Raw genomic sequence first — 24515 nt, 5'->3', positions numbered from 1 at the left:
ATGACAGACGAGCAGCACAAGGGAGACGTGGAGCGCGTCTCCAACCAGAACTCCTTCGCTGACATCGCTCGTAACGTTGAGCACTCGGGGGGGAATGGGTTCTTCGACCGGTTGGTGACCAATCCTCTGCGGGCGGTGGTTGGCTCCACCGCGCCAGGCAAGGCGGTCTTCTCCAGCACGGACTTCGACGCCAAGAACCTCGACCTCAATGAAATGATCGACCTGGTCGAGCAGACGAACTCCGAGGACCTGGAGTCCTCCGGCAAGGCTCTGTGGGACGCACGCGACGCCATCAAAGCTGCGGCGGACGAGCTCAAGGGTCGTATCGACAAGCTTCGCTGGAAGGGGCAGGCGGGCGAGGCCTTCCGCGGGTGGGGCGGCTCGCTCGTCACCAGCACCACCGACCTGAGCGAGTTCGCGGGCAAGGCCGGCGACCAGATCACTGCCGCGGCCATGGGCCTCGCGTCGGTTCGCGCTGCCATGCCGGCGCGTGACCCGAGGAATCTCAAGCGTCCCGAGAGCTTCACCGACGCCGAGAAGACCGCGAAGAAGGACGACTACGACGCTGCGGTCAAGGTGGAGAAGGACCGTCAAGAGGCGATCAACCAGATGAACCGGTTGGCGTCGTACTACGCGGTCTCCAGCCAGCAGTTGGCTGCGCTGCAGGAGAAGCCCCCCACGTTTCAGTCGATGCCCGACGTTGGAGTGCCCAGCCCGCAGCAACACTGGGGATCACCCGAAACCGGCGGGGCCGCGGTAGGCGGGGCTGCTGGAAGGGCTGCCGCTGCGGAGTATCAAGCGCCGGTCGAGCAGCAGGGGCGCGCCCGTGCGGAGGGCGTCAGCGATGCGCCGACGTCGACTACGCCCGCCACTGGGAAGGTCACGCTCCCGGACAGTGCTGTCGGTACAAACATCGACAGTGTGGGCACTCTGCCGCCGACCACGACCACACCTGTGACGGGACACACCCCGCCGATCGCCGCGACACCGCCGGCCACCACCGGCCCGTCGGGCATGTTCGACAACTACGGACCTTCCGTTCCCGGGCGCGCGTCCGGTCGGACCACTGGCGGATCCGGGGGTCTTCGTAACCCTGTGACCGCGCAGGGCCGTTCTCAGCCAGGTCTGACCAACTCCGCCAATGGGCGGACCTCCGGCCCGGGTGGCACCAATCAGATGGGCCGCCCGACCGCGACCGGTCAGGCGACCGGCAGGGGCGGCGGTTCCGGTTCCAAGCCGTTCCCGATGGGGCAGTCCGGTGTGTCAGGCGGCACCCCGCGTCAGTCCGGTGCGACGGGCCAGCGGGGCAGCGGTCCCGCCACCGGAGCCGGCCGTGCGAACGGTGTCGTCGGAGGACGGCCCGCTCCCACCGGTGGCGCCACGGCGAAGGGCGGCTCGAGGATTCCTCGGGGCACGGTGATCGGCAACGGTTCCGTGAACAACGGACGACCGTCGGCCGGTGGCGTCGGACAGCGTGGCGTTGTCGGAGCGCCTCAGACCGGAGCGAGGCCCGGTGCGGGTGCTGGCGCCGGCGGTACCTCTCGTGGTGGCTCCACGGGAGGGGCGAGGCCGGTGACGGGAAGTCCGACGGGACGTAATTCGGCCGTCCAGTCGGAGCGGAACGGCATGACCCGCGGAGGAGCAGGTCTCGTCCGGGGGCCCGGCGGCCGGGGCAAGCCTGACGACGAGCGGGACGAGCAGGGCACCCCGCGTCCCGACTACCTCGTCGAAGACCCGGAGACACACCTGCCTAACAGGCCGCGGCGCGACGTGCCGCCGGTCGTCAACTGAGCTCTAGCGAGGACTGAGAACACCATGAAGTCAGGGACGCTCCTCCGGACGTGGTGCGGTAGGCGAGTGCGTACTGTGGGCGCAGTCGTCGGCACCCTGGCTGCCGTGGGCGTGGGGCTGGCCCCGAACGCCGCTGCGGCTGACGCCAAGTCGCAGCAGTGGTACCTGGAACCCATGCAGACCGAGCAGATGTGGAAGGTCAGCACGGGTGAGGGAGTCAAGGTCGCTGTCATCGACAGCGGGGTGAACGCGAACACGCCGTCGTTGAAGGGCCAGGTGCTCGTCGACGAGGTACCCAAGTCGGTCGCCTACCGTCCCACCGCCGATTACACGGGCCACGGAACCACGATGGCCGAGTTGATCGCCGGAACGGGCGCAGGAGGCGGAATCCAGGGCCTGGCGCCGGGAGCAAAGATCGTCCCGTATCGAGTACAGCTCGAAGGGATTGAAGAGGGGGCTGAGAAGGAGAAGACGCCGCTGTCATGGCAGGCGTTGAGGGCGGCGGCGGACACTGATGTCAAGATCATCAGCATGTCGATCGGCGGTATGACCTCGGAAGAGGGCAAGGCCGCTGTCAAGTACGCCGCCTCCAAGGGCAAACTCCTCGTTGCAGCCGTAGGTAACGACGGTCATCCGGACGCGCCGGCCATCTATCCCTATGTGATCGGTGCGTCAGCAGTCGATTCCACGGGCACTGTGTCGGAATTCGCCCAGAAGTCCTCGAACGGATTCGCTGACCTCTCAGCGCCTGGTGAGGACCTTCCTGGATGGTGCGATGCAACGTTCCGTGAGTACTGCACATACGGCGGCACGAGTGACGCCACCGCCCTCGTCTCCGCCTCCGCCGCCCTCATCTGGTCCGCCCACCCCGACTGGACCGTCAACCAGGTGACGCGGGCCCTGCTCGACACCGCCAGTCGGTCGTGGCCGAAGGACGAGCCGAGCAAGTACGCGGGGTACGGTCTGATCCGTCCCCGGGTCGTCCTCGCGGACCCCAACTACGACGCCGGGGCCCCGGATGTCGATCCGTTGGCGAAGATCAATGGTGGGGACGTGCTCGCGAAGGCCGGGGCGAAGGACGCGCAGGACGGTGGGGGGAGTGACTCCGCCGGTGGAGCCGAGCCCGGTGCCTCCGCTTCTGCATCAGGCGCGTCACAGGCCCCGGAAAAGTCTTCAACCGGGGGAACTTCGGCGGCAGGATCGAGCACCGAGGCCGCCGACGACAGCAACACCTTGTGGATCTCCCTGGGTGCCGTGGCCGCGGTGATCGTGGTCGGCGGTGCCGGTGTGGCCGTGATGCGGGCGCGCCGGGCCAGGTGATGTGATCAGCCGCCGAGTCAAGTGGTCGCACAGCCGTGGACCACGGGGGACGGCGTCAGCGGTGCCAGCGCCTCACAGCCGCGGGGCGATGGCACGGGACCGATCGACCGGATAACAGACAGTGGAAGGAAGGCTGGTCATGGCTACCGACCAGAAGCTTGAAGATGCAGCAGTAGTCCAGATGCAGAAGCAGATGTTCGAGAAGTACGAGAACATCCGCAAGCGGGTGCACAACCTGCAGGGCGTCATCGACGGCCTCGAGGGCCAGTGGCAGGGTATCGGCCGTGCCGAGTTCGACAAGAAGCAGTACGAGATCAACGAGTCGCTGAAGAACATCGGCGGCATCCTCGGCGAGGTCATGGAGGCCATGACCACGGCGCGCAACATCAAGGACACCAAGGAAGACGAGGTCCGCGCCTCCGTCAACCGGATCAACCTCCAGGACGGGGCCCCCACGGTCCAGTCGTCTGCTTTCAACTCCATGTGATGCCCGCCCCTCGGGGCACCGAGCGGCACCGAGCAGTACAGGGCAGTACAGAGCAGCACGCTGGCAGTCGACCGGACATCACCCGGCAGCACCCGGAATTCGAGCGAGACGAGGTAGGCAGGCATGAGCCGTAACAACGACGGTCTTTCCGTAACTTATGACGGTCTGGACTTCGCGGCCACGACCATCGGTAACGAGGCGAAGCAGCTGGAGCAGGACCTCCAGGAGCTGCGCAAGCTCGTCGAGAGCAGCAAGCAGTACTGGGCCGGTCAGGCTCAGGACCAGTTCGGTGAGAAGCTGCGCCGCTGGGACAAGGAAGCCAACGACATCCACCAGGCGCTGACGGGCATCGGCCACGTCGTCGGCCAGTCCGGTGGTACGTACATGGAAGGCGACAAGAAGGCCGCCAGCTACTTCCTGTAGGTCACGGCCGGTTCGCACAGCAGCAGGCAGTTCCAGGGTGGGCGCGCGCGGGAGGCGCCCACCCTGCTGTTGTGCCGGGCGTCGGCGGCACGTGCGGTACGAGTGAACGGGGTTCAGCCACATCATGGGGTCACAGGGCAGGCGGCGGCGTCTGCGCGTCGTGGGCGCGCTGGCGGGTGCCCTCGTCGTATCGGCCGCGCCCGCCGCCGGACCGGCTCCGATCGCCGGAGCGGCAGCCGCGGCCCCGACCGCCACCACGCTCGACGACGTCCAGGCCCAGCAGTGGTACCTGGAGCCGATGCAGGTCGAACAGATGTGGAAGGCCGGCACCGGGGAGGGGGTCAAGGTCGCCGTCATCGACAGCGGCGTGAACGCCGACACACCCTCGCTGAAGGGGCAGGTCCTCGTCGACGAGGTGCCCGAGGCGGTCGGCCATCGGCCCACCGACGACTACACCGGACTGGGCACGACCATGGCCGAGTTGATCGCCGGCACCGGGGCCGGAGGCGGCATCCAGGGGCTGGCGCCGGGTGCCAGGATCGTGCCGTACCGCGTCGAGCTCGACACCATGCGCGCCGGGGCCGAGGAGAAGCGGAAGACGCCCGACCTCTCGGAGGCGCTCACGGCCGCCGCCGACACGGATGTGAAGATCATCAACATGTCCCTCAGCTCGCGCTGGCTGACCGGCAACGAGGAGGCGGCCGTCGAATACGCCGCCTCCAAGGGCAAGTTGCTGATCGCCTCCGTCGGGAACGACGGAGGGAAGGAGGGCGAGATCGGGTATCCGGCGCGTGATCCGTACGTCGTCGGCGTGACCGCCTCCGACTCCTCCGGCACGGTGTCGAAGACCGCCTCCTACGGCGACCACGTCGACCTCGCGGCCCCCGGTGACAAGATCCCCCGCTGGTGCGACGCCGACTTCGCCGCCTACTGCGCCGGCGATCCCGACACCCGTCCGGCCGCCGCCCTCGTCTCCGGCGCCGCCGCGCTGATCTGGTCCGCACACCCCGACTGGACGGTGAACCAGGTGACCCGCGCGCTGATCGACACGGCCGGGCGGTCCTGGGACAAGGACAACCCGAGCAAGTACCTGGGCTACGGCCTCATCCGGCCGCGCAAGGTGCTGGAGGACGCCGGCTACGACGCCGGTGCCGCGGACGTCGACCCGCTCGCGAAGGAGAACGGCGGCGACCTGCTGGCCGCGTCCGGCGCCGAGGCCGGTGACGACACGCCCTCCGACGGCGGGCAGGACACGGCGGACAGTTCCGTCTCCGCCGCCTCCACCGCACCACCCCCCAACCACTACGACCCTCTCTGGCTCTCCCTGTCCGCGGCCGCCACGGTGATCGGTCTCGCCACCACGGTGATCGCCCTGCTCCAGCTGCGGCGCGGCCGCACGGCGTGGCAGAGGTGAACATGCCCGCTGCCGACACCGGCGCCCGGCGGATCGGCCCGTACACGGTCGTCACCCGGCTGGACGGCGCGAGCACCGTCACCGGCACGGCCGTGCCCGAGCACCGCTTCATCGCCCGCAGCGCCGACGGCGACCGCACCGTCCTGATCGGCACCCCGCTGCCGGCCACCGACCCGCGGCGGTACATGGCGGAGGCCGAGGCCTCCCGCTATCTCCTCGGTCCCTGGATCCTCCCGGCCGCCGAACTGGCCGCACCCGGCGACCGTCCCTGGTACGCCCGCCCCTACCTGCCCGTCCTGCCCCTCCCGACCGCGCTCGCCGTGCTCGGCGGGCCGCTGCCCGAGCGCACCGTGCGCGCGCTCGGCGTCGCCCTCGCCGAGACCCTGGCCGTTCTGCACGGCCAGCAGCTGGCCCACGCCGGACTCTGCCCCGCCGCCGTGCTGCTCGCCGCGGACGGGCCCCGGCTCACCTGCTTCGGCGCGGTGCGGGCCGCCGCGCCGGAGGGCGCCCCGCGGCACGACGTACCGGGGCTCGACGCCGGCAGCCTGCCGCCCGAGCAGGCGTCCGGCGGTCTGCCGCGCGCCATGGGCGATGTGTACGCCCTCGGCGCGACGCTCGCCTACGCCGCCACCGGCCACACCGTGCCCGCACGGGAGGAGCTGCCCCCGGCGCTGCGCTCCCTCGTGGCGCGCTGCCTGGCCCGCGACCCCGCCGACCGACCCCAAGTCGCTCACGTCATTGATGAGTTGAGCGAGTCGGGCGCCTCCCAAGGCGCCCGCGCCGAGGCACTGCTCGTCCCCGGCTGGCTGCCCCCTCGGGTCGTGGCCGCACTCGCCCACCAGTCGGCCGCCGTACTGTCCGCGGAGGTCGAGCCGCCCACCCCCGCGCCCGCCGCCCTCACCGCCGCGCCCGCCGCCCCCGTTCCCGCGCCCGCCCCCGCGCCGACCCCCGCCCCGGCCCCGCACCCCGGTCCCTGACCGGTCACGACGACGAGAAACCCATGCCGCTTCCCCTCGCCCACGACGACCCCGCCGCCCTCGGCCCCTACCGGCTCATCGCCCGGCTCGGCAGCGGCGGCATGGGCACCGTGTACGCGGCGCGCTCCGCCGGCGGCCGTACCGTCGCGCTCAAGACCATGCACCCCGGGATCGCCGCCGACCAGGCCGCCCGCACCCGCTTCCGGCTCGAAGTGGACGCCGCCCGGGTCATCGGCGCCGAGTTCGGCGCGCGGGTCGTCGACGCCGATCCGCTCGCGCCGACGCCCTGGCTGGCCACCGAGTACGTCCTCGGACCGCCGCTGGACGAGGCCGTGGAGGTGGCGGGGCCGCTGCCCGAGCCGGCGGTGCGGGTGCTCGGGGCCGCACTGTGCTCGGCACTCGGGCTGCTGCACCGGTCGGAGGTCGTCCACCGCGACCTCAAACCGTCCAACATCCTGGTCACCGCGTACGGGCCGAAGCTCATCGACTTCGGGATCGCGCGCGCCATCGGGGACGACCGGCTCACCCGGCTCGGCGCCGCGGTGGGCACGCCCGCCTTCATGTCACCGGAGCAGGCGACCGGGCAGGACCACGACGCGGCCGGGGACGTCTTCGCGCTCGCCGGCGTCCTCGTCTTCGCCGCCACCGGACGGGCCCCGTTCGGCCACGGCCAGACCCAGGACCTGCTCTACCGGGTCCGCTACGGCGAGCCCGACCTCACCGGCGTACCCGCCGGCCTCCTCCCGCCGCTCACCCAGTGCCTCGACAAGAACCCCTTCCGCAGGCCGACCACCGCCGAGCTGGCGGCCCGGCTCCACGACGGCACAGGTCACTTCGCGGACCGGCTGCCCGACGCGCTGCTCGCGGAGATCGCCCGCCGCGCCACCGAGGTCTGGCAGCTCACCCCGCGGCGACTGCCCGCCCCGCCCCGGGAGGACACCGCGCAGGAACCGCCGGCCGCGGCGGTGTCGCGACGGCGGCTGCTGCTGGCGGGCGGCGGGCTGGCGATCGGGGCGGTGGCCGCGGGCGCCGGGGCCTGGGCGTGGAGCCGGGACTCCGGCACCGCGCCCCTCGCGCCGGTCGTGGGGCCGAGCAACAGCGTGCTGCCGACGAAGAAGCTCGACTCGCTCTGGCAGCTTCAGGTCGCCGACCCGCCCGACGACTCGATCCCGGCGACGCCGCTCGTCGTGGGCGATCTCGTCGCGCTGGTCGCCGGCAAGGGGCTGGCGGGCATCGACGCCGCCTCGGGTGACGTCTCGTGGTCGTCGGACCAGCTGGAGCCGACCTGGCAGGTGGCGACGGACGGCCGACGGCTGATCCGGCTGGTGCGGCCGGAGGGGTCCGAGGGCAACGCGGGCAAGCCCGGCGGCTTTCCGCTCGTCATGGCGGCCGTGGACGTCGCCCGCGGTACGACGGTGGAACCCTTCGCCGAGTTCACGGACGTCAACGGCGTCCTCGACTACAGCCAGCTCCTCTGCACGGCCGACGACGTCGCCTACGTGGTGGCCGGCCGCGGCGCGTACGACAGCTACTTCACGGCCTCGCAGACCTGGTCCCTGTTCGCCGTCGACATCGCCCGCGGCCAACGGCTGTGGAGCACTGCGCTGCCGGCCCGTGAACCGGGCTCGGACCGCCTGTACTTCATCACCGCCCGCGTCGTCGGGCGCCACCTGGTGGCGCTGCGCGAGACCGACGACGGCACGGTCCGGCTCGTCGTCCACGACACCGGCACGGGTGCCGTCCGCTGGGAGAAGTCCGTCGACGGCCGCGCACCGGACCAACTCCGGCTGCCGCTCGCGACGGACGCCCGCACCCTCTACCTCGGCAACGGCCCCCTCCAGGCGCTGCGGCTGAGCGACGGCCGCGAGCTGTGGAACTCCTCGACCGAGCGCCCGGGCCGCACCTACGGCCCTCCGGCCGTCGTCGGTGACGTGGTGTACGCCGTCGAGAAGGGGCTCGGACTCGTCGCCGTCGACTCCGCCACCGGACGAGTGCGCTGGACGGAGAAGGGCGGCGGGGGAGCGGACGCGGACCTGACCGCCGCACCCGTCATCGGCACCGATCACGCGTACAGCAGGCGCTCCTCGGCGCTGTGGGCGATCGACCTCTCCTCCCGTACGCCCGTGCGCTCCTACCGGACGACCGGCGACCGCTTCATCGCCCACGAGAAGGCGGGGGTGACCGTCGCGCTCGGCGGCAAGTTCCTCGCGGCCTTCCCCCTCCAGTGACCCGCACCCGCTCAAGAGAAGGCGATCAGCGATGAAACCCCTGGGCACCGGCGACCCGCTCCGCCTCGGGCCGTACCGCCTGCTCGGCGTGCTCGGCGAGGGCGGCATGGGCAAGGTGTACGTCGGCCAGGACCGGGACGGGACCGTCGCCGCCGTGAAGGTGCTCCGCCCCGAACTCGCCCACGACCAGAACCTCTCCCAGCGCTTCGTGCGCGAGGCCCTCGCCGCGCAGGCGGTCCGCAGCCCCGGCGTGGCCGCGGTGCTCGGCGCGAGGACCGAGGGCGGGCGGCCCTGGATCGCCACCGAGTTCCTCGCGGGCCCGACCCTGGACGAGGCGGTCGACCGGCACGGGCCGCTCGACGAGCCGAGGGTGCGCGCCCTCGCGGTGTCGATCGCCCGCACGCTGACGGACGTGCACACCGCCGGGTTCGTGCACCGCGACCTCAAACCGCAGAACATCGTGCTGACGGCGACCGGGCCCCGGGTCATCGACTTCGGCATCGCCCGCCCCGAGCACGGACTGACGCTGACCACCACCGGCCAGATCCCGGTCACGCCGGGATACGGCGCCCCCGAGCAGGTCCTGGGCCGGCGCGTGACCTCCGCCGCGGACGTGTTCTCGCTGGGTGCCGTGCTCGTCTACGCGGCGACCGGGCAGCGCGCCTTCCAGGGCGGGCATGTGGCCGCGGTGCAGTACGAGGTCGTCCACGGCGAGCCGCAGTGGCACGGCCTGTCCCCGCAGCTGCACGCCCTGATCGCGCCCTGCCTGGCCAAGGACGAGGCCGCACGGCCGGCCACCGGTGAGATCGCCACCGCGTTCACCGCGCCCCGCGACAGCGCCCGGCTCTGGACGCGCGGCCCGCTCGCCGCCGAGATCGAGGAACGCCGCAGCCGGATACGGCAGCTCACCGCGCCCCCGGACACGGCCGCTCCCGCCGCCCTGCCCCGGCGCCGGCTGCTCACCGGTCTGGCCGCCGGCGGCGCGATGCTCGCCGTGGGCGGCGCCACCACGGGCTGGTGGCAACTGGAGGAGAAGTCGCGCAAGGAGGCCAGGGAGGCGCTGTTCCGCCTTCCGCCGGCCGTCGAGACGCCCAGCGCCCGGCTGCTCGACGCGGACGCCGGTGACTACGTCGTCGGCGAGTCCCCGAAGGCGCTGTGGAGCGTGTCCGGCGTCGTCGCCGACGAGTCGCCCGCCCCGCTCCCGGTCCGCGACGTCGTGATCGTCGGGGTGGACGACGGGATCGCCGCCTACAACGTCGTCGACGGCAAGAAGCGGTGGGAGCGGTCGGGGCTGCGGCCCGGCCGGTATCTGTCGCTGTCCGACCGGCTGATCGCCGCCGTCGACACGGAGGGAACGCTGACGACCTTCGTGCCGTCCACCGGCGAGGCCAGGTGGACGGTGGCCGCCGACGTGAAGGCGCTGCTCGGCGCGGACCAGGACGTCGTCCACGTCCTCACCCAGGACGACCGGCTGTGCGCTGTGGGGCGTTCCGACGCCCGGGTCCGCTGGACCGCCGCGCTGCCGGCGAGGTACCGCGGCATGCTGACCGCGAAGGCGGCCCTCGGCGGCGGCCGGCTGGTGCTCCCGACGACGGACGGCCATGTCCTGGCGGTCGCGGCGGACGACGGCCGGTTCGTCTGGGAGCGGCGCGACCAGGCCGAGAAGGCCTCCGTCGCGCCCGTCGCCCGGAACGGGGTGGTGTACCTCAACGGCAGGACGCTGACCGCGCTCAGGATCACCGACGGCGAGAAGATCTGGTCCCGCGAGACCAAGGACATGTACGACATCCCCGCGGAGTGGGGCCCGGTGACGGTCCACGGCGGCTCCGTCTACGCGGTCGGCGGGATGCTGCCCGAGCGCCTGCGCACCGGGGACGGCAGCAGGGTCTGGCGGGCCAGGAAGAGCGGCAGCGGCAACAGCCCCCTGCTCGTCCAGGGCACCGGCGTCTGGATGTACGACGACGCGTACCGCACCGCCGTGAACGCGGTGTACGAGTCGGACGGCTTCGAGGGCTGGACCTACGAGCTGCCCGAGGCCGATCACCACGACCTGGCGGTCGCCGGCAACCGGGCCTTCGTTCGCAACGACGCCTCCCTCCACGCCCTCCCCGTGTTCTGACCCGCCGCACGCCTTTCCCGTGTTCTGACCCGCCACACGCCTTTCCCGTGTGCTGACCCGCCGCCACGGACACCGCCCCGGAACGGCCGAGGGGCCGCGCCCGCCGAAGCGGACGCGGCCCCATGCCGGCGTGGTACCCGTCACCGGTACGAGTCCGGCACCTGCCCCACCTGAACCAGCGGCTTCCCCCGCTTGCGCGACACGAACACGCCCCGGCCCGGCGGCATCGGGCGCGGCCGGACACCGCCCAGCAGATCGCCCTCGTTGGGATCGCCCGCCAGGACCATGCCCTGGGCGCCGAGTTCCTTCATGCGCTGCATGAACGGCTCGTAGCCGGCGCGGCCCGCGCCCGCCGTGGAGCGGGCGATGATGAAGCGGACGCCGACGTCCCGGGCGAACGGCAGGAGTTCGGTGAGCCCGGACAGCGGGTTGCCGCTCGACGTGGACACGAGGTCGTAGTCGTCGATGACGATGTACACCGTCGGGCCCTGCCACCAGCTGCGGTCGCGCAGCTGCTCGGGGGTGACCTCCGCGGTCGGGGTGCGGCGCTGCATCAGGTTGGCCAGCGCGTCCATGTGGTGCTGCATCTGGTTGGACATGGGGATGTACTCGGCCAGATGCGAGTCCGGTGTCACACCGAGCAGGGAGCGGCGGTTGTCGACGACGAAGAGCTTCGCCTCGTTGCCGTCGTAGCGCTCGGTGATGCGCTGGATGAGCAGCTTCAGCAGGTTGGACTTGCCGGACTCGCTCTCGCCGAAGACCAGGAAGAACGGGTCCTGCTCGAAGTCGACGAAGACCGGCTCCAGGTTGTCCTCGTCGAGCGCGAAGGCGACACCGCGGTTCGGGAAGCGGTTGCCGGGCGGCAGCTGCTGCGCCGGGAACTCGCGCGGGAGCAGCCGCACCTCGGGCGCGCCCGGCTGCTGCCAGTGCCGGGAGACCTCGGCGGCGAGGGCCTGCGTCGCCTCCGCCAGGTCCGTGTCGGAGGACAGGCCGTCGATGCGCGGGACCGCCGCCATGAAGTGCTGCTTCTGCGGGGTCTGGCCGCGGCCCGGGACACCGGTCGGCACGTTCGCGGCGACCTTGCGGTCGAACTCGGAGTCCATGGGGTCGCCGAGCCGCAGCTCCAGGCGGTTCATCAGGTGGTCCTTGAGGTTGGACCGGACCTCCATCGACCGCGAGGCGGTGAGGATCAGGTGCATGCCGTAGCCGAGGCCGCGCGCCGCGATGTCGATCACGGCCGGCTCCAGGCCGTCGTAGTCCTGGCGGAAGTTGCCCCAGCCGTCGATGACCAGGAAGACGTCACCCCACGGCTGGTCGGTCGTGGAGATCTCGCCGCGCGCGCGGCGGGTGCGGAACTCGGCGATCGAGGAGATGCCCGAGGTGCGGAAGTACTCCTCGCGGCGGGTCATGATGCCGTACACCTCGGCGACCGTACGCCGGACCCTCTCCGGGTCCAGACGCGAGGCCACGCCGCCCACGTGCGGCAGGCCCGCCACGGACGCCAGACCGCCACCGCCGAAGTCCAGTCCGTAGATCTGCACCTCCTGCGGGGTGTGGGTGAGCGCGAACGAGGCGACGATCGAGCGCAGCAGCGTCGACTTGCCGGACTGCGGACCGCCGAGGATCTGCATATGGCCGGCCGCGCCGCCGAAGTCGGTCCACAACGGGTCCCGGCGCTGCTCGTACGGCTTGTCGACGATGCCGACGGGGATGACGAGCCGGCCCGCGCCCTCGTAGCCGGGCTGGGTGAGACCGCGGCCCGGGACGGCCGCGAGGCCGGGCAGCAGCGAGTCCAGCGAGGGCGGGCTGTCCAGCGGCGGCAGCCACACCTGGTGGGCCGCCGGGCCCTGCGCCTCCAGTCGCCGCACGATCACGTCGAGCACGGTGTCGGCGAGCGCGTCGTCGGTCTGGTCCGGCTGCTCCTCCTGGCGCTGCCGCGGCACGGCCACGTACTGCACCGGCACCTGCGAGGCGGTGAACAGGGCGGGCCTGCGGTCCACCGGGAGCGGCCCGCCGAACGCGGCGGCCTGCTGGGAGCTGGAGCGGTACACCCCGGAGACGTACGCCGCCTTGAAGCGGACCATCTCGTCCGTGCCGTGCTTCAGGAAGCCGGAGCCGGGCACGTTCGGCAGCTCGTAGGCGTCCGGGACGCCGATCGCGGCGCGCGACTCGGCCGCCGAGAACGTCCGCAGACCGATCCGGTACGACAGATAGGTCTCCAGGCCGCGCAGCCGGCCCTCCTCCAGGCGCTGCGAGGCCAGCAGCAGGTGCACGCCGAGCGACCGGCCGATCCGGCCGATCTGCACGAACATCTCGATGAAGTCCGGCTTGGCGGTGAGCAGTTCGCTGAACTCGTCGATGACGAGGACGAGCGAGGGGATCGGCTGGAGCGCGGCACCGGCCGCGCGGGCCTTCTCGTAGGCGTGGATGTTGGCGTAGTTGCCCGCGTCGCGCAGCATCTCCTGGCGGCGGTTGAGCTCGCCGCGGATCGAGTCGCCCATGCGGTCGACCAGGGTCAGGTCGTCGGCGAGGTTGGTGATGACCGCGGCGACGTGCGGCAGTTGGGCCATTCCCGCGAAGGTCGCACCGCCCTTGAAGTCGGCGAGGACGAAGTTCAGCGTCTCGGAGGAGTGCGTCACCGCGAGGCCGAGGACCAGGGTGCGCAGCAGCTCGGACTTTCCGGAGCCGGTGGCGCCGACGCACAGGCCGTGCGGGCCCATGCCCTCCTGCGCGGCCTCCTTCAGGTCGAGCATCACGGGCCGGCCGTCCTCGCCGACACCGATCGGCACGCGCAGCCGCTCGGACTGCGAGCGGGGCCGCCAGGTGCGCCGGGGGTCGACGCCCGCCGCGTCGCCGAGGTTCAGCAGATCGGTGAACTCCAGGTTGGCGAGCAGCGGTTCGTCGTCGTCCCCGCCGGACGCCACCCGCAGCGGGGCCAGCTGCCGGGCCAGTGCCTCCGCCGCCTCGTAGGGCAGGACGTCGGGTGTGCCCTCGTAGACCATGCCGTGGCCCGACTCCAGGCGCAGTTCGCGCGGGTGCACGACGACGGAGAGGTCGCCGCGGCCGGTGGTGAGCTCACCGGGCACCACTTCCAGGACGGTGATGCCCTGGAGGCCTTCGGGGCTGGCGAGCAGCGAGGTCGGCGGCAGCGAGACACCGTCGAGGACGACCACCACGTGCGGCTGCTCGGGGACCGGCGGCGCGGACGGGTGGAAGCGCGGGCGGCCCTCGAGCCGGTTGCCCAGCAGTTCCTCCAGCTCCATCGGGTTGGTGGTGATCAGCCGCCGGCTGCCGGCGCCGTCCGCCTCGCCGCGCGCCTGGAGGTGCGGCAGCCACTTGGTCCACTCCCACTCGGGCGCGGACTCGCGCGCGGTGGCGATCGCGATGACGAGGTCCTCGGGGGAGTGCAGCGAGGCGAGGGACGCGGTCACCGCGCGGGCGGCGCCGCGCACGGTGGCCGGCTCGCCGCTGATCGACACGTGGTAGAAGGCGCGCAGCGAGACCGCCATCGGCAGGTCCTCGAGCGTGCTGTGGGTGGCCAGGAAGCGCTGCATGGCACCCGCCGTCAGCGGCTCCAGCTGGTCCACCGGCGCGGTCTCCGGCGGGAGCAGGGGAGTGGCCAGGGCCTGCGGGCCGAGGCCCACGCGGACCTGCCCGAAGTCCTCGTCACCGGAGCGACGTTCCCAGACCCGGCTGCCCTCGGCGACCAGCGCCCACAGTTGCTCCGGCGAAGGGTGCAGGTAGTACTGGGCGTCGCGCTGGGCCTCGGCGGTCTTCTGCGCCTGCCTGCGGGTCTGCGACAGGTACCGCAGATAGTCGCGGCGGACGTCCGCGATCTGGCCCTGGGTGCCGCGCCGGTAGCGGATGAGCATCGCGATGCCCATGGCGACCGTGGAGGCCACCATCACCATGCCCATGATCTTCATGAACGGCTGGGCCTGGGGATTGAAGAAGAACACCACGGACCCGCCCATGCCGAGCATGGGCAGGAGTTGCATCAGCGCGCCCTCCTGCTGACCGCGCGGCAGCTCCGGCGGCGGTTGCAGCACGACCTCGTCCGTGGGCACTTCCCTCGGCAGTGCTCTCGGTGGGCGCTTGACGACGATGTGGCTCACTTCGCACCAATTCCCTTGCCGGACCGACCGTTCCGTCCGCCGCCCCGTGTCCGGCGAACGTCGGTCGCGAAGCGCGATCCTACTGACAACCACCGACAACGGTGGGCGGTAGGGTGCCCGTGAGACGTGTGAGCAGTTGCGAATCGGACCCCGACAAGCCGGGCAATCCGCACTGTTCGATGTGTGTGCTTCCCGTCTGCTCCCGGGCAACGCGGTCGCTGCCGGGCAACGCGGCGCATTACCGGCGGCGCGGGCGGCGCGGCACAACGTACACAGGATCGTTACAGGCGGTCGCGTGCTCGACGCCGCGGCCGACGTCACCACCGACGAGGGGGAACAACAGGTGAGCATGACGGCCTCCGCGCCGGCCGGCGCGACCGGCGGAGCGGGCACCGGAGCCCCTTCCGGGGCGGGAACCGGGTACGGGTTCTGCCGGGTCACCATCGTGGCCCCCGACAGCCGCATCGACGTGGCGCTGCCCGACGACGTGTCGGTCGCCGACCTCTACCCGGAGATCCTGCGGCTGTCGCAGCAGAGCTCCGCCGAGGGCGCCCCGGTCGGCTACCACCTCGTCCGCCGGGACGGCACCGTCCTCGACGGATCCCGCTCCTTCGCGGCCCAACGCATCCTGGACGGCGAGCTGCTGACGCTCCGTCCGTTCGCCGAGTCACTGCCGCCCGCGGTCTTCGACGACGTCTCCGAGGCGGTGGCCTCCGCCGTCACCCAGGACCGCACGCTGTGGAACGGCACCCTCACCCGCGCCGCCGGCCTGGTCGCGGGCGGCGTGCTGCCCGCGCTGCTCGCGTTCGTGGTGTGGAGCTCGGAGCTCCGCCACGACATGAACGGCCTCCAGGGCATCATCGCCGCCGTCGCCGGCGTCCTCCTGACCACCCTGGCGTGCGTCCGCGCGCGGGTCTACGACGACCGGGGCTCCGCGGTCGCGCTCGGCCTGGGCGCCCTGCCGAACATGGCCGTGGCCGGCTCCGGACTGCTCCCGCTGTCGGAGGGCCAGGGCATCGGACGCCTCCAGTTCCTGCTCGCCTGCGCGGCGGTGCTCGTCGCCTCCGTGGTGCTGACGCTGGTGTCGCCGAGCGGCGACGGCCCCTTCGTGGCCTTCGTGTTCGCCTCCACGATCGGTCTGCTGACCACGTTCGTCGCGATGCTGACGGAGCTGAGGCCGATCGAGACGGCAGCCGTCTGCGCGCCGCTCGCGGTCTGCGCGCTCGCCTTCCTGCCCGGCCTGTCCATGCGCTTCGCCCGGCTGCCCATCGGCTTCGAACCGCCCAACCCGGCCCGCGGTTACGCCGACGAGGAGACCGCCCAGCAGGAGCCCGTCGACACCCAGCGCATCGCCGCCCAGGTCCGCCGCGGCCACGAGCTGCTCGTCGGCCTGGTCGGCGGCTGCGCGCTCGTCACGGTCGGCGCCTCGATCGTCCTCGGCTTCTCCAGCGACCTGTGGGCGCAGCTCCTCGCCCTGGCCACCGGCATCGCCATGCTGATGCGGGCCCATCTGTTCCGCTACACCGCGCAGGTCGGCGCCACTCTGGCCGCCGGTCTCGCGGCCCTGGTCTTCCTCGGCCTCGGGCTCGCCCTGAACCCGCCCATGGAGTACGTGCGCGACGCCCTCCAGGGCGACACCAACGGCCTCGACATCCGCTCGGTCTGGCTCGCCGCCGCCGTCGCCGCGGCCGGCGCGCTGCTCACCGCGATCGGCCTGATCGCCCCCCGCCGTGGTGTCACGCCGTTCTGGGGGCGGTTCATGGAGATCTTCGAGGGCTTCGTACTGCTGACCCTGGTGCCCCTGGCACTCGCCGTGTTCGACGTGTACGCGTCGGCACGGTCCATGGCAGGCAACTGACCGCGTCCCCTCCCGCTCGGGCGCGGGCTGAGGCGCGCGAGCACGATCGACGAAGGAAGTGCCCGGCGTGAGCTTCGGCCCACCCCCGTCCGTCTACACCCAGTCCACCGTGGCGGCCGGCCGGCGCCGCGGCAGGCGCCGGGCGGTACTCCTCGGCGCGGTGGCCGCCGTCCTGGTGGCGGCCCTGTCCGTCACGGCCTGGCTGTGGTGGCCGTCCGCCCCGGACGCCGACCCCAAGCCCCCGGCCGCCCAGCGCCAGGACCGGCTCGACGTCCGGGAGACCACCGAGAAGCCGCCCGCCGACACCACCGGGGTCATGGCGGTGCGCTTCTCGGAGAGCGAGATGTCTCCCGGCGAGCGCTACGAGATGCCCGGCCTGTGGGCCACCGACAAGATCCTCGCCAAGGGCGTCAACCGCACCCTCGTCGGTGTGCGGATCGGCACCGACGCGGCCCCCGGCGAGGAGGCCTGGAAGCTCCCGCTGGCCGGACCGATCTGCGGAAAGACCCGGCACGTCAGCGTCGAGAACCGCACCGCCGTCCTCTTCCGGGCGAGCCTCGACGAGGACGCCCTGTGCGACCACGTCGCCTTCGTCGACCTCGACGACGGCAAGCTGGTGTGGCAGGCGAAGTTCCCGGTGTCCGGCAACGGCTTCGGCGCCCCGCGAAGCCCCGGCACCCAGGACACCCCCGGCGTCACCCTCACACACGCCACCGTCGCGGTCACCTGGGGCGGCGGCACGGACGCCTACGACATGGTCCGGGGCGACCTGCGCTGGCGGGTGAAGGCGGACAAGGACTGCAACACGCTCGGCGCCGCCGGCGGCCGCGCGCTGCTCGTCCGCCTCTCCTGCTGGAAGGACGACGCCCCGGCCGGCTCGGCCGAGGCGAGCACCTACAAGGTGCGCGCCCTCGCCCCCGGGACCGGCCGGACCCGGTGGACCCACGACCTCGCCCCCGGCGTCCGGGACGTCCGGATGCTCTCCGCCGACCCCGCCGTCCTCGCCACCTCGGCCGGCGACGTCGGCATCACCGAGATCATCTCCCTGGACGAGCACGGCGCGTACCGCACGACCGTGCCGCTCCAGAACGGCGCCTACGTCGCCGAGTGCGCCGACGAGGTCACCCACCTCGCCGCCGACGAGTGCCCGTCCGTCACGGTCGGCGCCGGACAGGTCTTCCTGACCAGCAAGGAACAGGGCGACCTGATCGACAACTCCAACTGGATCGTCGGCTTCGACCTGACCACCGGCCACTCGGTCAAGAAGTTCGAGTCCGGCCGCAACGCCCTGCTCCGCCCGCTGCGGATGAGCGGTGACCGGCTCCTCGCGCTGCGCGAGAGCACCGACCACATCTCGCCGACGGCCCTGCTCGCCCTGGACCCGAAGACCGGCGCGCAGACCCCGTACCTCCAGTTCGCGCTGCCCGCGGAGGGGTGGAGCCTCACCTCCGCGTCGCTGGCCGACACCGTCGTCGAGAGCGGCCGCGTCTTCTTCGGCGCCAAGGTGGCCGAGGGCCCGTCCGACACCGACGGCAAGGCCTGGGTGTGGCTGGCCCTCGGCATCGAGAGCGCCGCGACGAAACGGCCGTAGAGGCTGCCGTAGAGGCTGACGAAACGGCCGTAGCGGCTACGGCCGCAGCCGCTACAGCCGTAGCCGCTACGGCCGCTCGTCGGAGCCGGGCTCCAGATCGAACTCCCCGTCCCGCGCCCCCAGCACGAAGGCCCGCCACTCCGCCTCGGTGTACCGCAGCACGGTGCCGGGGTCGAGGGACGACCGCATGGCCACCGCACCGCCGGGCAGGTCCGCGATCTCGACCCGCTCCTCGTGCTGCTCGGTCCCCGGCGCGCTGTGCCACTCGACACCGGAGATGTCGAGCGCGTAGAGCTCGTCCCGCTCCCGTTCCTTGCGCGCCTTGATCTCCGCCTCGGTCTCCGCCATGCTCCCGTGACCCCTTCCCCGCGTGGTTGAGCTGTCCGACGGCTCACCCTAGTGGCCGCACCCCGGCCCGCACCCGGCCAAGGGAACCCGGCGACGGACGCCGACCTCGGGCTGGTACCCTGAGTGACGGCCGTATGTGTACGCACCCCCGGAGCATTGCTGAACAGCGCTCTGGAGGCCGCGCCCAGCGGATCCCCGCCTCCCGAGTAACGGAAGCTCTCCCGCGATGCAGACCGGGAGCACTCGGTGGCCAGTCTCAGACCATGAGGAGTTCGCGTGTCTCTCGACGCCGCAGTGAAGAAGCAGATCATCTCCGAGTTCGGTTCCAAGGAAGGTGACACCGGCTCCCCCGAGGTCCAGGTCGCGCTGCTGTCCCGTCGGATCTCCGACCTGACCGAGCACCTGAAGACCCACAAGCACGACCACCACTCCCGCCGTGGCCTGCTGATCCTGGTCGGTCAGCGCCGCCGCCTGCTGCAGTACCTCGCCAAGAAGGACATCCAGCGCTTCCGTGCGCTGGTCGACCGCCTCGGCATCCGCCGCGGTGCGGCGGGCGCCAAGTAGCTCGGCGTACAGGGAGCGGTTCCCACGTGAGGGGGCCGCTCCCTTTGCTGTACGTGCGGAGTGTCACCCCTGCTTTGTAGTGTGGTAGCACAACGCATGACGCACCACGACAGAATGCACTGAGACAGACTGAGGAGAAGCGCACCCAGCCGCCGCCGGTCCTCGGTAGTGGCCCCCGGGCGAAGAGACCCGGGTGCTTCGATCGAAGACCGGCCCGCACAGCACGGCGCGCATCTCCGGAATGTCCCCCTGCCACACGGGCAGCCGAGGGACGAAAGACGACAAGTAAACGGAGAGATCGCTAGTGGAGAACGAGACCCACTACGCCGAGGCCGTCATCGACAACGGCTCCTTCGGCACCCGCACCATCCGCTTCGAGACGGGCCGCCTGGCCAAGCAGGCCGCCGGCTCCGCCGTGGCGTACCTGGACGACGACACCATGGTGCTGTCGGCCACCACCGCCTCCAAGAACCCCAAGGACCAGCTCGACTTCTTCCCGCTGACGGTGGACGTCGAGGAGCGGATGTACGCCGCCGGCAAGATCCCCGGCAGCTTCTTCCGCCGTGAGGGCCGCCCCTCCGAGGACGCCATCCTCACCTGCCGCCTGATCGACCGCCCGCTGCGCCCGTCCTTCAAGAAGGGCCTGCGCAACGAGATCCAGGTCGTCGCCACGATCATGGCCCTCAACCCCGACCACCTGTACGACGTCGTGGCGATCAACGCCGCCTCCGCGTCCACGCAGCTGGCCGGTCTGCCCTTCTCCGGCCCGATCGGCGGCGTCCGCGTCGCGCTGATCCGCGGCCAGTGGGTGGCCTTCCCGACCCACACCGAGCTCGAGGACGCCGTCTTCGACATGGTGGTCGCCGGCCGCGTCCTGGAGGACGGCGACGTCGCGATCATGATGGTCGAGGCCGAGGCCACCGAGAAGACCATCAAGCTGGTCGAGGGCGGCGCCGAGGCGCCCACCGAGGAGGTCGTCGCGGCCGGTCTGGACGCCGCGAAGCCCTTCATCAAGGTGCTCTGCAAGGCCCAGTCGGACCTCGCCGCGAAGGCCGCCAAGCCGACCGCCGAGTTCCCGATCTTCCTCGACTACCAGGACGACGTCCTGGAGGCCCTGACGGCCGCCGTCAAGCCCGAGCTCGCCCAGGCGCTCACCATCGCCGGCAAGCAGGAGCGCGAGTCCGAGCTGGACCGCGTCAAGGGCCTCGCCGCCGAGAAGCTCCTGCCGGAGTTCGAGGGCCGCGAGAAGGAGATCTCCGCCGCGTACCGCTCGCTCACCAAGCAGCTGGTCCGCGAGCGCGTGATCAAGGAGAAGAAGCGCATCGACGGCCGCGGTGTCACCGACATCCGCACCCTGGCCGCCGAGGTCGAGGCCATCCCGCGCGTCCACGGCTCCGCCGTGTTCGAGCGTGGCGAGACCCAGATCCTGGGCGTCACCACCCTCAACATGCTCCGCATGGAGCAGCAGCTGGACACCCTCTCCCCGGTGACCCGCAAGCGCTACATGCACAACTACAACTTCCCGCCGTACTCCACCGGCGAGACCGGCCGCGTCGGCTCCCCCAAGCGCCGCGAGATCGGCCACGGCGCCCTCGCCGAGCGCGCCCTCGTCCCGGTCCTGCCGACCCGCGAGGAGTTCCCCTACGCGATCCGCCAGGTCTCCGAGGCGCTGAGCTCCAACGGCTCGACGTCCATGGGCTCGGTCTGCGCCTCCACCATGTCGCTGCTGAACGCCGGTGTGCCGCTGAAGGCCCCGGTCGCCGGTATCGCCATGGGTCTGATCTCGCAGGAGATCGACGGCGAGACGCACTACGTCACCCTCACCGACATCCTCGGTGCGGAGGACGCCTTCGGCGACATGGACTTCAAGGTCGCCGGCACCAAGGAGTTCGTCACCGCCCTCCAGCTCGACACCAAGCTGGACGGCATCCCGGCCTCCGTCCTGGCCGCCGCCCTCAAGCAGGCCCGCGACGCCCGTCTCCACATCCTCGACGTGATGATGGAGGCCATCGACCGGCCCGACGAGATGTCCCCCAACGCGCCGCGGATCATCACCGTGAAGATCCCGGTCGACAAGATCGGTGAGGTCATCGGCCCCAAGGGCAAGATGATCAACCAGATCCAGGAGGACACCGGCGCCGAGATCACCATCGAGGACGACGGCACGATCTACATCGGTGCCGCCGACGGCCCCTCCGCCGAGGCCGCCCGCGCCACCATCAACGGCATCGCCAACCCGACGATGCCCGAGGTCGGCGAGCGCTACCTGGGCACGGTCGTCAAGACCACGACCTTCGGCGCGTTCGTCTCGCTGCTCCCCGGCAAGGACGGTCTGCTGCACATCTCGCAGATCCGCAAGCTGGCCGGCGGCAAGCGCGTGGAGAACGTCGAGGACGTCCTCGGTGTGGGCCAGAAGGTCCAGGTCGAGATCGCCGAGATCGACTCCCGCGGCAAGCTCTCCCTCATCCCCGTGATCGAGGGTGAGGAAGAGGCCTCCTCCGACGACACGAAGGACGACGCCGACAAGTGACGTCGCGTAGCTCCAAGGCAACGGCCCGCCCCTCCTCGGAGGCGCGGGCCGTCGCCCGTACCCAAACCCTGATCAAGGGCACCGGCGGCATCGGCACGGTCCGCAAGACCACCCTCCCGGGCGGCCTGCGCATCGTCACCGAGACCCTGCCCTCGGTCCGCTCCGCCACCTTCGGCATCTGGGCGCACGTCGGCTCCCGCGACGAGACCCCGGCCCTGAACGGCGCCACGCACTATCTGGAGCACCTGCTCTTCAAGGGCACCACCCGCAGGTCGGCCCTGGACATCTCCTCGGCGCTCGACGCCGTCGGCGGCGAGATGAACGCGTTCACCGCCAAGGAGTACACGTGCTACTACGCGCGTGTGCTCGACACCGACCTGCCGCTCGCCATCGACGTCGTCTGCGACATGCTGACCGGCTCGCTGATCCGCGAGGAGGACGTCAACGTCGAGCGGGGCGCCATCCTCGAAGAGATCGCCATGACCGAGGACGACCCGGGCGACTGTGTGCACGACCTGTTCGCGCACACCATGTTCGGCGACAACCCCCTCGGCCGCCCCGTCCTCGGCACCGTCGACACGGTCAACGCCCTCACCGCCGACCGCATCCGCCGCTTCTACAAGAAGCACTACGACCCCACCCACCTGGTGGTCGCCGCCGCGGGCAACGTCGACCACAACAAGGTCGTACGACAGGTCCGCGCCGCCTTCGAGAAGGCCGGCGCGCTGACGGACCAGGACGCCCAGCCCATCGCCCCGCGCGGCGGGCAGCGCGCCCTGCGCACCGCCGGCCGCGTCGAGCTGCTCGGCCGCAAGACCGAGCAGGCGCATGTCGTCCTCGGCATGCCCGGCCTGGCCCGCACCGACGAGCGCCGCTGGGCCCTCGGCGTGCTGAACACGGCCCTCGGCGGCGGCATGTCCTCGCGGCTCTTCCAGGAGGTCCGCGAGAAGCGCGGCCTGGCCTACAGCGTGTACTCGTACACCTCCGGCTTCGCCGACTGCGGCCTGTTCGGCGTGTACGCGGGCTGCCGCCCGTCGCAGGTGCACGACGTGCTGAAGATCTGCCGGGACGAGCTGGACCAGGTCGCCGAGCACGGCCTGTCCGACGAGGAGATCGAGCGGGCCGTCGGCCAGCTGCGCGGCTCCACGGTCCTCGGCCTGGAGGACACCGGCGCGCTCATGAACCGCATCGGCAAGAGCGAGCTGTGCTGGGGCGAGCAGATGTCCGTCGACGACCTGCTGAGCAAAATAGCGTCGGTCACCCCGGACGACGTCCGCTCGGTCGCCCGCGACATCCTCGGACGACGGCCCTCGCTGTCGGTCATCGGCCCGCTGAAGGACAAGCAGGCGGCCCGGCTGCACGACGCCGTCGCCTGAGCCTGTCGGTCCCGCCCAACCCTGTCGGTAAGGAAGCAACAAGATGAGCAAGCTGCGCGTGGCGGTCCTCGGTGCCAAGGGCCGGATCGGATCCGAGGCGGTCCGAGCGGTCGAGACCGCCGACGACATGGAGCTGGTGGCCGCCCTCGGCCGCGGCGACGAGCTGGAGGCACTGACCGCGTCCGGCGCCCAGGTCGTCGTCGAACTGACCACGCCCGACTCGGTGATGGCCAACCTCGACTTCTGCGTCGGCCACGGCATCCACGCCGTCGTCGGTACGACGGGCTGGACCGAGGAGCGTCTCGCGCAGCTGAGGGGATGGCTCGACCGGTCCCCGCGGACCGGTGTGCTGATCGCCCCGAACTTCTCCATCGGGGCCGTCCTCACCATGAAGTTCGCGCAGATCGCCGCGCCGTACTTCGAGTCGGTCGAGGTCGTCGAACTGCACCACCCGAACAAGGTCGACGCCCCCAGCGGCACCGCCACCCGCACCGCCCAGCTCATCGCCGAGGCCCGCCGCGCGGCCGGCACCGCCCCGGCCCCGGACGCCACCGCCACCGCCCTCGACGGCGCCCGGGGCGCCAGCGTCGACGGCGTCCCCGTGCACGCCGTCCGGCTGCGCGGTCTCCTCGCCCACCAGGAGGTCCTGCTCGGCGGCGAGGGCGAGACCCTGACGATCCGTCATGACTCGCTGCACCACAGCAGCTTCATGCCCGGCATCCTGCTGGGCGCCCGCCGCGTGGTGACGGCCCCGGGCCTGACCTTCGGCCTGGAAAACTTCCTGGACCTGGGCTGACCGGCACCATGCGAGCCAAGCTGTCCTACGCCGTCACGGCCGCCGTCCTGGTCTTCTACTTCCTGCTGGTCGGCAGCCGCGGCGTCATGCTCATCCAGTCCGGCACGCTCCTGACCGTGACCTTCGGCGTCGCGGTGCTGATCCTGCCGGTCATCGGGGTGTGGTTCCTGTGGAAGAACACCCAGTTCGTCCGCCGGGCCAACGCCCTCGCCGCCGAGCTCGACGCCGAGGGCGGCCTGCCCGTGGACGAGCTCAAGCGCCTGCCCAGTGGCCGGGTCGACCGCGACTCGGCCGACGAGGTGTTCGCCAGGCGCCGGGCCGAGACGGAGGCGGCGCCGGAGGACTGGCGCACCTGGTTCCGCCTCGCCGTCGCCTACCACGACGCCCGTGACACCCCGCGCGCCCGCAAAGCCATGCAGCGCGCCATCGCCCTGCACGACGGCAGGACCGTCGAGGCCTGAGCATGGGGGAGGGGGGGGGGGGGGGCGGCGGCGGCGCGGGCGGCCCCCCCCCCCGCCCCGCCCAGGGCCCGCCGCGGAGGGGGCCGGGCCCCGGCCCCCCCCAGCCCGAGCGCCCCC

17 protein-coding genes are annotated in these 24515 nt (G+C 71.7%); 15 read left to right on the top strand and 2 right to left on the bottom strand.

What is annotated here, in order from left to right:
* The 8 genes from ABT232_RS06965 (at position 1) to ABT232_RS06930 (ending at position 10759) form a co-directional block, all read left to right on the top strand.
* Positions 1 to 1791 carry a hypothetical protein gene (locus tag ABT232_RS06965; protein WP_351836961.1) on the top strand — a complete coding sequence of 597 codons (1791 nt, stop codon included), beginning with the start codon at positions 1 to 3 and terminating at the stop codon, positions 1789 to 1791.
* 66 nt (positions 1792 to 1857) lie between these two features.
* Positions 1858 to 3111, top strand: a complete 1254-nt coding sequence (locus ABT232_RS06960; protein WP_450871630.1) for a S8 family serine peptidase — start codon at positions 1858 to 1860, stop codon at positions 3109 to 3111.
* Positions 3112 to 3250: 139 nt separating this feature from the next.
* Positions 3251 to 3598 carry a WXG100 family type VII secretion target gene (locus ABT232_RS06955; RefSeq protein WP_351836958.1) on the top strand — a complete coding sequence of 116 codons (348 nt, stop codon included), beginning with the start codon at positions 3251 to 3253 and terminating at the stop codon, positions 3596 to 3598.
* 123 nt (positions 3599 to 3721) lie between these two features.
* Positions 3722 to 4021, top strand: a complete 300-nt coding sequence (locus ABT232_RS06950) for a WXG100 family type VII secretion target (protein WP_351836955.1) — start codon at positions 3722 to 3724, stop codon at positions 4019 to 4021.
* 151 nt (positions 4022 to 4172) lie between these two features.
* Positions 4173 to 5435: a S8 family serine peptidase gene (locus ABT232_RS06945; protein WP_450871633.1), complete on the top strand. Its 1263-nt coding sequence runs from the start codon at positions 4173 to 4175 to the stop codon at positions 5433 to 5435.
* A gap of 2 nt (positions 5436 to 5437) precedes the next feature.
* The gene (locus tag ABT232_RS06940; protein ID WP_351836949.1) at positions 5438 to 6412 is read left to right on the top strand and encodes a protein kinase family protein; all 975 of its coding nucleotides are present in this window, start codon (positions 5438 to 5440) and stop codon (positions 6410 to 6412) included.
* A 23-nt stretch (positions 6413 to 6435) separates the two neighbouring features.
* Positions 6436 to 8640 (top strand): serine/threonine-protein kinase, encoded by a 2205-nt coding sequence (locus ABT232_RS06935; RefSeq protein WP_351836947.1) that lies wholly within the window; start codon positions 6436 to 6438, stop codon positions 8638 to 8640.
* A gap of 31 nt (positions 8641 to 8671) precedes the next feature.
* Positions 8672 to 10759 (top strand): protein kinase domain-containing protein, encoded by a 2088-nt coding sequence (locus ABT232_RS06930; RefSeq protein WP_351836944.1) that lies wholly within the window; start codon positions 8672 to 8674, stop codon positions 10757 to 10759.
* Positions 10760 to 10899: 140 nt separating this feature from the next.
* Here ABT232_RS06930 and eccCa read toward each other — a convergent pair whose 3' ends face one another.
* Positions 10900 to 14874 carry a type VII secretion protein EccCa gene (gene eccCa / locus ABT232_RS06925; RefSeq protein WP_351836941.1) on the bottom strand — a complete coding sequence of 1325 codons (3975 nt, stop codon included), beginning with the start codon at positions 14872 to 14874 and terminating at the stop codon, positions 10900 to 10902.
* 349 nt (positions 14875 to 15223) lie between these two features.
* Here eccCa and eccD point away from each other — a divergent pair, with 349 nt between their 5' ends.
* Positions 15224 to 16732 carry a type VII secretion integral membrane protein EccD gene (gene eccD / locus ABT232_RS06920; RefSeq protein ID WP_351837414.1) on the top strand — a complete coding sequence of 503 codons (1509 nt, stop codon included), beginning with the start codon at positions 15224 to 15226 and terminating at the stop codon, positions 16730 to 16732.
* Positions 16733 to 16799: 67 nt separating this feature from the next.
* The gene (locus ABT232_RS06915; RefSeq protein ID WP_351836939.1) at positions 16800 to 18323 is read left to right on the top strand and encodes an outer membrane protein assembly factor BamB family protein; all 1524 of its coding nucleotides are present in this window, start codon (positions 16800 to 16802) and stop codon (positions 18321 to 18323) included.
* A gap of 66 nt (positions 18324 to 18389) precedes the next feature.
* On the opposite strand, the gene ABT232_RS06910 is transcribed toward ABT232_RS06915, so the two are convergent.
* A complete protein-coding gene (locus tag ABT232_RS06910) occupies positions 18390 to 18671 on the bottom strand; it encodes a DUF397 domain-containing protein (protein WP_351836936.1) in 282 nt (93 codons plus the stop codon).
* 276 nt (positions 18672 to 18947) lie between these two features.
* On the opposite strand from ABT232_RS06910, the gene rpsO reads away from it, so the two are divergent.
* The 5 genes from rpsO (at position 18948) to ABT232_RS06885 (ending at position 24398) form a co-directional block, all read left to right on the top strand.
* Entirely contained in the window at positions 18948 to 19235 is a 288-nt protein-coding gene (gene rpsO, locus ABT232_RS06905) for a 30S ribosomal protein S15 (RefSeq protein WP_351836935.1), read from the top strand.
* Between the two features lie 304 nt (positions 19236 to 19539).
* The gene (locus ABT232_RS06900; protein ID WP_351836933.1) at positions 19540 to 21765 is read left to right on the top strand and encodes a polyribonucleotide nucleotidyltransferase; all 2226 of its coding nucleotides are present in this window, start codon (positions 19540 to 19542) and stop codon (positions 21763 to 21765) included.
* Positions 21762 to 23141, top strand: a complete 1380-nt coding sequence (locus tag ABT232_RS06895) for a M16 family metallopeptidase (protein ID WP_351836930.1) — start codon at positions 21762 to 21764, stop codon at positions 23139 to 23141. The genes ABT232_RS06900 and ABT232_RS06895 overlap by 4 nt, the downstream gene beginning before the upstream one ends.
* Before the next feature lie 43 nt (positions 23142 to 23184).
* Complete coding sequence (gene dapB / locus ABT232_RS06890; RefSeq protein WP_351836928.1) at positions 23185 to 23937, top strand: 4-hydroxy-tetrahydrodipicolinate reductase; 753 nt, start codon at positions 23185 to 23187, stop codon at positions 23935 to 23937.
* Positions 23938 to 23945: 8 nt separating this feature from the next.
* Entirely contained in the window at positions 23946 to 24398 is a 453-nt protein-coding gene (locus tag ABT232_RS06885) for a tetratricopeptide repeat protein (protein WP_351836926.1), read from the top strand.
* The last annotated feature ends 117 nt before the right edge of the window (positions 24399 to 24515 follow it).

This window comes from Streptomyces sp. NPDC001532 (genome assembly GCF_040298625.1).
Taxonomy (GTDB): domain Bacteria; phylum Actinomycetota; class Actinomycetes; order Streptomycetales; family Streptomycetaceae; genus Streptomyces.
This window is presented reverse-complemented; position numbering and strand designations above follow the sequence as displayed.